Genomic DNA, 8,561 nt, shown 5'->3' on the forward strand with positions numbered 1-8,561 from the left:
GCGGTCGCCAGCTCGCGGGCCGGACGGCCGTGCCGGGCGCGGTCGTCGGCGGCCATCTCGATCAGCAGCTCGACCGCGTCCAGGCACCGTCCGACCAGCCGGAACTGGGGGAACACCTGGCGCAGCGACGCGAACGGAAGCAGCACCAGGTCGTGCCGCTCGCGCGCGTGCGCGCGCTCGTGCGCGAGGACCGCGGCCAGCTCGCCGCGGTCGAGCAGCTCCAGTGTCCCGGCGCTGACGACGACCTTGTGCGAGCGGACGCCCGGCACGCAGTACGCGGCGGCGCCGGGGTGGTCGAGGACGAGCGTGCCGGGCACGGACGAGTCGCGGCGCGACACCAGCGCGAGCAGCGCCCGGTGTCGGCGCCGGGCCCGCACGACCCGCAGCACCGCGAACATGAGCATCACCAGCAGCACGCCGGTCAGGCTGACCGCACCGAGCAGCGCGGCGACCTGGACGGCGCCGAGCCGGGCGGCCTGGTCGTCGTAGAGGCCGGGCAGCCCGCCGAGGACGCCCTTGCGGTACGGGAGGAGGGCGAGGCCGAGGAGCGCGCCGATCGTGGCGACGCCCCAGCACAGCCCGAGGGCCTGCCAGAGCGCGATCCCGATGCGGGGCGCCCGCCACGTCCACCGGGCACGGGACAGCAAGTGCGCCCCGCCGACGGTCCCCAGTGAGATCAATGCGAGCAGGGCGGCGCCGGTCATGCGGGGGGTTCCTTGCTCATGAGGCCCGCGAGGGTCTGCCGGATGACGTCGACCTCGTCCCGCGAGACGGACCGGACGAAGTGCGCGAGCGCCGCGTCCCGGTCACCGGTCTCGTTCAGGGCGCCCAGCATCAGCTCGGTCACGTACATCTCGCGGCTCGCGACCGGGTGGTAGCGCCAGGCGCGGCCGTCGCGCTCGCGCTCGAGGAAGCCTTTCTTGGCAAGCCTGTCCAGCACGGTCATGACCGTAGTGTGCGCGAGGTCCCGGTCGCCGGCGAGCGCACGGCTCACGTCGCGCGCCGTCGCCGCCTGGTGGCCGGCGTCCTCCCGCGCCCACAGGACCTCCATGACCGTGCGTTCAAGCTCTCCCAGACCCTTCACGCCTTCAAGGTTATCCGACCGAGACGAAGGTCACCACGTCAGGTAGTACTACCGCCTGTAGGGGGTGCGACGAGCCCCAGCTCGTAGGCGATGATGACGAGCTGAACGCGGTCGCGGGCGTCGAGCTTGGCGAGCAGCCGGGCGACGTGCGCCTTCGCGGTCGCCACGCTGATGTAGAGCTCGTCGGCGATCTCCTGGTTGGACATGCCGCGCCCGACCAGGGTCAGGACCTCGCGCTCGCGGTCGGTGATCCCGTCGACCGGTCTGGGCCTCCGGGTTCCGGCCGGTTCGGGACGCGCCGCGAACTCCTCGATCAGCCGTTTGGTGACGCTGGGCGCGATGAGCCCGTCGCCCTTGGCGACGACGCGGATCGCGGCGAGGATCTCCTCCAGCGCCATGTCCTTGACGAGGAACCCGCTGGCGCCCGCCTTCAGCGAACCGTAGACGTACTCGTCGTCGTCGAACGTGGTCAGCATGATGACGTGGGCGGTCGTGATGCGGCGCGCGGCCTCGATGCCGTCCATGCCGGGCATGCGGATGTCCATGACGACGACATCGGGGGCGGACTTCTCGACGAGCTCGACCGCTTCGGCACCCGTCCCGGCCTCGCCGACGATCTCCAAGTCGGGGGTGTCGGCGATGAGGACGCGCAACCCCGCGCGGATCAGCGGCTGATCGTCGGCGAGGACGACGCGGATCGTCACCGGCCCTCCAGCGGTATCCGCGCCGCCACCCGGAACCCGCCCTCGGGGCGCGGCCCGGCGGCGAACTCGCCGCGCAGGAGGGAGACGCGCTCCCGCATCCCGACGAGGCCGTACCCGGTGCCGACCATGCCGCCCTGCCCGTCGTCCACGACCTCGATGGCCAGCGCGTCGTCGCGGTAGTCGATCGTCACCCGGCACTTGTCCGTGCCCGCGTGCCGGACGACGTTCGTGACCGCCTCCTGGACGATCCGGTACGCGGAGAGGTCGACGTCCGGCGGGAGGGGCCGGCGTCCGCCTTCCGTGCTGATGTCGATCTCGACGCCCGCGTCCGCTGCCGCCCCCGCCAGGCCCGCCAGATCGTCCAGCCCGGGAGTGGGGCCGAGCGGGACGGAGTCCGCGCCGTCCTTGCGGAGGGCGGTGACCATGCGCCGCAGCCCGGACAGCGTCTCGCGGCTGGTGGCCTCGATGGCGTCCAGCGCGTTGCGGGCCTCCGCCGGCTGCGTCTCGATCACCCGTCCGCCGACGCCCGCCTGGATCGCGATGATGCCGATGCTGTGCGCGACCATGTCGTGCAGTTCGCGGGCGATCCGGAGCCGCTCGGCTGCGACGGCCTGCGCGGTCGCCTGCTCGCGCATCGCCTCGGCGTGCGCCCGGCGCACCCGGATCGAGTTGCCCGTCATCCAGGTGATGGCCATCGCCAGGATGAGCGTCATCGGGAGCACTTCGTTCGCCGACAGGAACGCGGCGATGGACAGCCCCTGGAGGACGAACGTCACGACGGCGGCGGGAACCGAGACCTTCCGCGGACGGGTGACCGCGATGTAACCGATCGAGACGTCGGTGAACAGGACCAGCAGGCCGACGATCCCCCCGTTGGGCATCTCCAGCGCGGCGAGGATCCAGGCGGTGAGCAGGAGTGCGTGGGCGGGCAGCGGGTTCCGCCTCAGCAGCGCCATGACCAGGACGGTGAGACCGGCGGAGAGGAAGACGTAGACGTCCTCGAAGCCGGTCCGCCCGGCGGAGACGGTGACGTACAGCACTCCCGGGTAGAGGACGGCGCCGCACCAGGCCAGCGCGATCCCCGTGACGCGGCGAGCTCGGCTCAGCGGCAGGGCGGACATGCGCCGATCGTAACCGCGGCGCCGTCCCGGACACATTGGCCCGGAGGCGTAATCCCACGGGCTACAAGCGCCTTTCCCAAATGTGTTCAGCAGCCCGATGACCATTGGCCGGCGCACCCAGCACCGTTACCGGCATGAAGCGCGCGGCGTCATTGATCCTGGCTCTCCAAGTACTGCTGATCGTCGTATTCTCGATCGCGTACGACTCGCTGGACTTCCGCATCTACCGGCTTGGCGGGCACGCCATAACGGACGGCGCGGCCCTCTACGAGGAGCAGCTCGCCGACCACTGGTTCACCAACACCCCCTTCATGGCAGCCCTGTTCACGCCATTCTCCGAACTGCCGCTCACCGTCGGCCGCCTGATATGGCAACTGGCCTCGCTGGCGGCCTTCGTCTGGGCCTGCCGGACGACACTGCGGATGGCCGGCCGCCGCGTCCCGCTCGTGGTGGCAGTGGCCGCCGGCCTCCTCCTGGAACCGGTCTGGCACACCTTCTTCCTGGGCCAGGTCAACCTGTTCCTGCTGGCCCTCGTCCTTGCGGACATGCACCGGGTCGCCGTCGGCCGGCCGTCCGGAGTCGGCATCGGCATAGCGACCGCGATCAAACTGACCCCGGCCGTCTTCGTGGTCGTCCTCCTGATGACACGGCGGACAAAGGACGCCGTCACGGCCACCGCGACCTTCGCCATCTGCACGGCACTCGCCTACCTGATCAACCCGGACGCGTCCCGCACTTACTGGCGGCACACCTTCTACGACACGTCCCGCGTGGGCGTCCCGTACATCAGCAACCAGTCCCCCTACGGAGCGCTGACCCGCATCCTGTGGAGAACGACCGAGGTAGGCGACTGGTACACCGCCATTCCCATCACCATCGGCGTATTCGGCCTGACGATCGCCGCCCTTTGGGCAAGGCGGGGCGACTGGCCGGCCGCCACAGCCATAACGGGTATGACCGGCCTGCTGGTATCCCCGATCTCCTGGGCACACCACTGGGTGTGGGTCGTTCCCGCGCTGGCGGTCCTGCTCCGCGACAACAACCGAAAGACCGCGCTGGCCGTTTACGCCGTCTTCGTGCTCTCCCCGCTCTGGTGGACGCCCCATAACGGCCACCCGCTCGAATACGGCTTCCACCCCCTACTGACTCCGGTGGCGAACTGCTATCTGCTGGCCGGCGTCTTCTTCCTGGCCCACATGGCGATCCGCCTTCGCGCCACCCCGCCCGCCCTTTCCAGCGGCCGTCCCGAACGGCGCCGTGCAGCGGTCGGGGACAGCGGCGGGTAGGCCATCTGGTCGGCCCGTGATGGCGGGGGGCCGTGCTCACGCCGAGGCCCGATCCGGAGCGGACGACCGGATCGGGCCCCGTGGGATGGTGCCAGGTCAGAGCGGCATGTTGAGGGCGGACATCATGGCGCGCGGATACCGCTCGCCGCGCGCCGCGCCCGGCGGCACCGCCTTCTCGATCTCGGCCAGGTCGTCCGCGGTGAGGTCCAGGTCCGCCGCGGGCAGCGCCTCCGTCAGCCGCTCGCGGGTGCGGGCGCCGACCAGGGGCACGATGTCGTCGCCCTGCGCGGCCACCCAGGCGATGACCAGTTGGGCGACGGTGCACCCCTTCGCCTCGGCGACCCGCCGCAGCGCGTCCACGAGCACGAGGTTGTGCTCGACGTTCCCGCTGGAGAACCGCGGGCTCGAGCCGCGGCCGTCGCCGGGGCCCGAGGTGTGCCCGGCGGACCAGTGCCCGGAGATCAGCCCACGGCCGAGGACCCCGTACGCGGTGAGGCCGATGCCGAGTTCCCGCAGCGTGGGCAGGATGCCCGCCTCCACCTCGCGGAAGATCACCGAGTACTCGATCTGCAGATCGGCGACCGGATGCACCGCGTGCGCCCGGCGGATCGTCTCCGCGTCGACCTCGGAGAGCCCGAGGTGCCGCACGTGCCCGGCGTCGATCATGTCCTTGATCGCGCCCACCGTCTCCTCGATCGGTACCGCCGGATCCAGCCGCGCGGGACGGTAGATGTCGACGTGATCGGTGCCCAGCCGCCCCAGCGAGTACGCCAGGAAGTTCTTCACCGCTTCGGGACGTCCGTCGATACCGCCGAACTCGGGACCGGGCCCGCGCAGCATGCCGAACTTGACGCTCAGCGCGTAGCCGTCGCGCGGCCGGCCGCGCAGCGCCTCGGCGAGCAGCAGCTCGTTGTGCCCCATGCCGTAGAAGTCGCCCGTGTCGATCAGTGTGACACCGGCCTCCAGCGCGGCGTGGACGGTGGCGATGCTCTCCGCGCGGTCCGTTTCGCCGTACGCGCCCGACATGCCCATCGCGCCGAGGCCCAGCGTGGAAACCGCCGGCCCGTTGCTGCCCAAAGTCCTTGTCTGCATCATGTTCTCCCTTCCGCCTTCAACCCTGCGCGCCCATCGGAAGGCGCGAAAGCGGAGCGTTCATCGTGGGAGCACCGCTCCCTGGCTAACGCGGCGTCCGCGAGCAACGATGGGGGTATGCAGCGCGACCAGCTCGCCGACTTCCTGCGCCGCCGCCGGGAGGCGATCCGTCCGGCGGAGGTGGGCCTTGCCGACGGCCCTCGCCGCCGGACGTCCGGCCTGCGCCGCGAAGAGGTGGCGATGCTCGCCGGCATGTCGGTGGACTACGTCGTGCGGCTGGAGCAGGGCCGCAGCAGCCGGCCCTCGTCGCAGCTGCTCGGCGCCCTCGCCCGCGCGCTGCGCCTGTCCGACGACGAACGCGTCCACCTGTTCCACCTGGCCGGGCATCAGCCGCCGCCCGCGGACGGGACGGCCCGGCTCGCCCGCGCCGGCCTGGTGCGGATGCTCGACCTGCTCGGCGACACCCCGGCCCTCGTCGTGTCGGACCTGGGCGAGGTCCTCGCCCAGAACCGCGCCGCGATCCTGCTGCTGGGCGACCAGACCGGCTGCACCGGCGACCGGCGCTACGTCCTGTACCGGTGGTTCACCGAGCCCGGCGCCCGCGCCGTCTGCCCGCCCGAGGAGCGGGAGGACCACTCCCGCCAGCTCGTGGCCGATCTGCGCGCGGTCGCCGGCCGCCGCGGCGGCGACCCGGTCGTCACCGGGCTGATCGACCGGCTGCGGGCCGCGAGCGCCGACTTCCGGCGCCTCTGGAGCGAGCACGAAGTCGCCGTCCACCGCGCCGACCGCAAGACCGTGCGGCATCCGCGGGTCGGCGACCTGCTGGTGGACTGCGAGACCCTGGTCACCCCGGACCAGCGCCAGAAGTTGCTCGTGCTCACCCCCGCGGACGCCGAGTCCCGGGAACGGCTGGAACTGCTGCGCGTCCTCGGCATCGAAGAATTCCCAACGGACGCCTCGTCCGCGAAGGCTCCGGACGCCTCGGACGCAGACGCGCCGACCACCGGTTAGGCGAGCGGCCCCCACCTGGTGGGCGCGTCAGCCGTGCGCGGGCGCCGGGTGGCGCGGGACCTGTTGCAGTGCGGCGGGATTCAGCAGGCCGAGGTAATCGTTGAGCCGGGCGGCTCCCTTGAGCATCGCGAGCCCCTGCACGGTCAGCTTTCGCTGCCAGTCGTCCAGGGACCGGACGAGCGCGTCGGTGCCGCCGGCCGTCCGGACCTGCTGGACGACGGCGGCTATGTGCTCGAGCAGATATCCCCCGCGCCTCAGCAGATGGGCGAGTTCGGCGTCGCGGATGTCGGTCGCGCGGAAGACGCGGTATCCGGTGGCGGGGTCCCTTGCCGGGACGATGATGCCGGCGTCCTCCCAGTTGCGCAGGGTCGCGGCGGTGACGCCGAGCCGATGCGCGAGATCCCCGATCGTCCGGATGCGGGAATCTTCAGGACGGTCCGTGACCGCGCCGGGTTCCGCCGTCAGGTGTGCGACCGCCTGCCGCACCGAGCCGAGCGTGTCCCGGTCGCGGAGCAGCTGCTGGTGGCCGCGATCGATGATCGCCAGGGCGTCGTCGAGCCGATCGCCGTGGACGGCGTTCATGACCTGCCCGGCGGCCGAGTACCCGTAGGCCGGGACGAGGGACAGGTAGGCGTGAAGCGCCGCCGCGTGCGTCTCGGTGTAGATGCGGTAGCCGCTGGGGGTGCGATCCGCCGGTGGGATGAACCCGTCCCGCTCGTAGTTCCGGACGGCCTGTGCCGAGATGCCGTGCTCCCGCGCGAGATCGACCGGTCGCAAAGTGATCATCCGTTCGAGGCGTCAAGGCGTGATCGCGTGTTCATCGCTCCGAAAGTACCAATCGATGCAGAGGCCGCGATTCGCCGCTCGGGGCTCACCGTTCCGCCCGACCCGGCCGCCCGGCCCGGGTCGGCGATCGGGGCATCCGGGCGAGCACCCGGCCAGTACACACTGGAAGGGCTCGGAGTGTGTATTCTGTGCGCCATGGCGAGACTCAACATCACGCTGCCCGACGAGCTTGCCGCCACGCTGCAGGGGCTCGCCGAGGACAAGAAGATCGCCTCGGTGTCCGGGTTCCTCGCGGACGGGGCGCGTCTCAAGCTGGCCTTCCTTCGGGACTCCTCGACCATCGACGACCTGTTCGGCCCGCCCGGCCCGGACGAGCAGGCCATGGTGGACCGGCTGGTCGAACGCGGCGCGCCGGACCGCCGGGACGTCGCGTGATCACCGGTCACGTCTTCGACGCGACCGCCCTCCTGGACCTCGCCACCGGCAAGACGATCTACGTCCGCGCCCGGCTGCGCGCGTCCATCGCCCAGCACGCGACGATCGTGATCCCCGCCACCGCGCTCGCCCGCGCGTGGCAGATCGTCCCCGACCACGGCCGCACCGTCCTGGAGCGGCTGCCCGGCATGCAGGTCGTCCACGTCGACGACCTCGACGACGTGATCGCCCAGCAGACGGGGCTCCTCGTGACGACGATCCCCAACCTCGGGATGGACGCCGCGCAGGCCGCCTGGTCGGCCCGCTGGCGGCGCTGGCCGCTGATCACCGCCGACCCCGACGTCTACGAGGCCGTTCCCGGCGTCCGGGTCGAGCAGATCCCCTGACCGCCGCCTCCGGGGGTGCCGTTTACGCTGCTCGCCCGGGGTACGGGGCCCACATGACGACACCTGGCAGCCGGGGCCTGCTGCACATCTACCTCACCGATCACCTGGCGGCGGCCGCGGGCGGGGTGGCACTGGCCCGCCGGGTCGCGCGCTCGCACCGCGACACGGCCGACGCGGAGCGGCTGAAGCGCCTCGCCGACGACATCGCAGCCGACCGCGGTGCGCTGCTGTCGATCCTGCGGTCGCTGGGGATGCCGCCCCGCCGGTACAAGAGCGTGGCGGTATGGGCGGCGGAGAAGGGCGGCCGGCTGAAGCTCAACGGCCGGCTGATCAGCCGCTCCCCGCTCAGCGACCTCGTCGAGGTCGAGGCGCTCCGCCTCGCCGTCGAGGGCAAGGCCGCCGGATGGCGCACCCTGCTCACCGTCGCCGACCACGAACCGGAGCTGGACGCCGGCCGGCTGCGCGCCCTCCTGGAACGCGCCACCGCCCAGATCGCACTCCTCGACGAACTCCACACGAAGGCCGCCGGCCAGGCATTCCACGAGCCACAAAGAACACACCCGACACCCGCCCACTCCCGCTAAGCCCCCAGACGCGTTGATCTGCGGCGTGTTGTTGTTATGAGGCTGCTCATAACAACAACTGTCTCTTATACA

At 71.5% G+C, this 8,561-nt stretch carries 11 protein-coding genes; 5 read left to right on the forward strand and 6 right to left on the reverse strand.

From position 1 onward, the window contains the following. The 4 genes from E1284_RS35555 to E1284_RS35570 all read right to left on the reverse strand — a co-directional run. Positions 1–704, reverse strand: a 704-nt coding sequence (locus tag E1284_RS35555) for a M56 family metallopeptidase (protein ID WP_131944554.1), incomplete at its 3' end; no start/stop codon positions are given. After that, positions 701–1,084: a BlaI/MecI/CopY family transcriptional regulator gene (locus E1284_RS35560; RefSeq protein ID WP_083946553.1), complete on the reverse strand. Its 384-nt coding sequence runs from the start codon at positions 1,082–1,084 to the stop codon at positions 701–703. The genes E1284_RS35560 and E1284_RS35555, both read right to left, overlap by 4 nt. A 38-nt stretch (positions 1,085–1,122) precedes the next feature. Beyond that, positions 1,123–1,788, reverse strand: coding sequence for a response regulator (locus E1284_RS35565; RefSeq protein ID WP_131944555.1), 666 nt, complete (start codon positions 1,786–1,788; stop codon positions 1,123–1,125). Next, positions 1,785–2,909: a sensor histidine kinase gene (locus E1284_RS35570; RefSeq protein WP_243714946.1), complete on the reverse strand. Its 1,125-nt coding sequence runs from the start codon at positions 2,907–2,909 to the stop codon at positions 1,785–1,787. The genes E1284_RS35565 and E1284_RS35570 overlap by 4 nt, the downstream gene beginning before the upstream one ends. Before the next feature lie 104 nt (positions 2,910–3,013). On the opposite strand from E1284_RS35570, the gene E1284_RS35575 reads away from it, so the two are divergent. Then, positions 3,014–4,195: a glycosyltransferase 87 family protein gene (locus E1284_RS35575; RefSeq protein WP_131944556.1), complete on the forward strand. Its 1,182-nt coding sequence runs from the start codon at positions 3,014–3,016 to the stop codon at positions 4,193–4,195. A 96-nt stretch (positions 4,196–4,291) separates the two neighbouring features. Here E1284_RS35575 and E1284_RS35580 read toward each other — a convergent pair whose 3' ends face one another. Beyond that, positions 4,292–5,290, reverse strand: a complete 999-nt coding sequence (locus E1284_RS35580; protein WP_207924136.1) for an aldo/keto reductase — start codon at positions 5,288–5,290, stop codon at positions 4,292–4,294. 114 nt (positions 5,291–5,404) lie between these two features. On the opposite strand from E1284_RS35580, the gene E1284_RS35585 reads away from it, so the two are divergent. Further along, positions 5,405–6,298, forward strand: coding sequence for a helix-turn-helix transcriptional regulator (locus E1284_RS35585; protein WP_131944557.1), 894 nt, complete (start codon positions 5,405–5,407; stop codon positions 6,296–6,298). 27 nt (positions 6,299–6,325) lie between these two features. Here the strand turns inward: E1284_RS35585 and E1284_RS35590 are convergent, their stop codons facing one another. Then, positions 6,326–7,084 carry a TioE family transcriptional regulator gene (locus E1284_RS35590; RefSeq protein WP_131944558.1) on the reverse strand — a complete coding sequence of 253 codons (759 nt, stop codon included), beginning with the start codon at positions 7,082–7,084 and terminating at the stop codon, positions 6,326–6,328. A 195-nt stretch (positions 7,085–7,279) separates the two neighbouring features. On the opposite strand from E1284_RS35590, the gene E1284_RS35595 reads away from it, so the two are divergent. The 3 genes from E1284_RS35595 to E1284_RS35605 are packed head-to-tail and all read left to right on the forward strand — an operon-like array spanning position 7,280 to position 8,489. Continuing rightward, positions 7,280–7,519 carry a ribbon-helix-helix domain-containing protein gene (locus tag E1284_RS35595; protein WP_131944559.1) on the forward strand — a complete coding sequence of 80 codons (240 nt, stop codon included), beginning with the start codon at positions 7,280–7,282 and terminating at the stop codon, positions 7,517–7,519. Further along, entirely contained in the window at positions 7,516–7,905 is a 390-nt protein-coding gene (locus tag E1284_RS35600) for a hypothetical protein (RefSeq protein WP_131944560.1), read from the forward strand. Before E1284_RS35595 ends, E1284_RS35600 begins: the two co-directional genes overlap by 4 nt. Positions 7,906–7,958: 53 nt before the next feature. Next, entirely contained in the window at positions 7,959–8,489 is a 531-nt protein-coding gene (locus E1284_RS35605) for a hypothetical protein (RefSeq protein ID WP_131944561.1), read from the forward strand. Positions 8,490–8,561: the final 72 nt, after the last annotated feature.

Origin of the sequence: Actinomadura bangladeshensis (assembly GCF_004348335.1) — a bacterium.
Taxonomy (GTDB): Bacteria; Actinomycetota; Actinomycetes; order Streptosporangiales; family Streptosporangiaceae; genus Spirillospora; species Spirillospora bangladeshensis.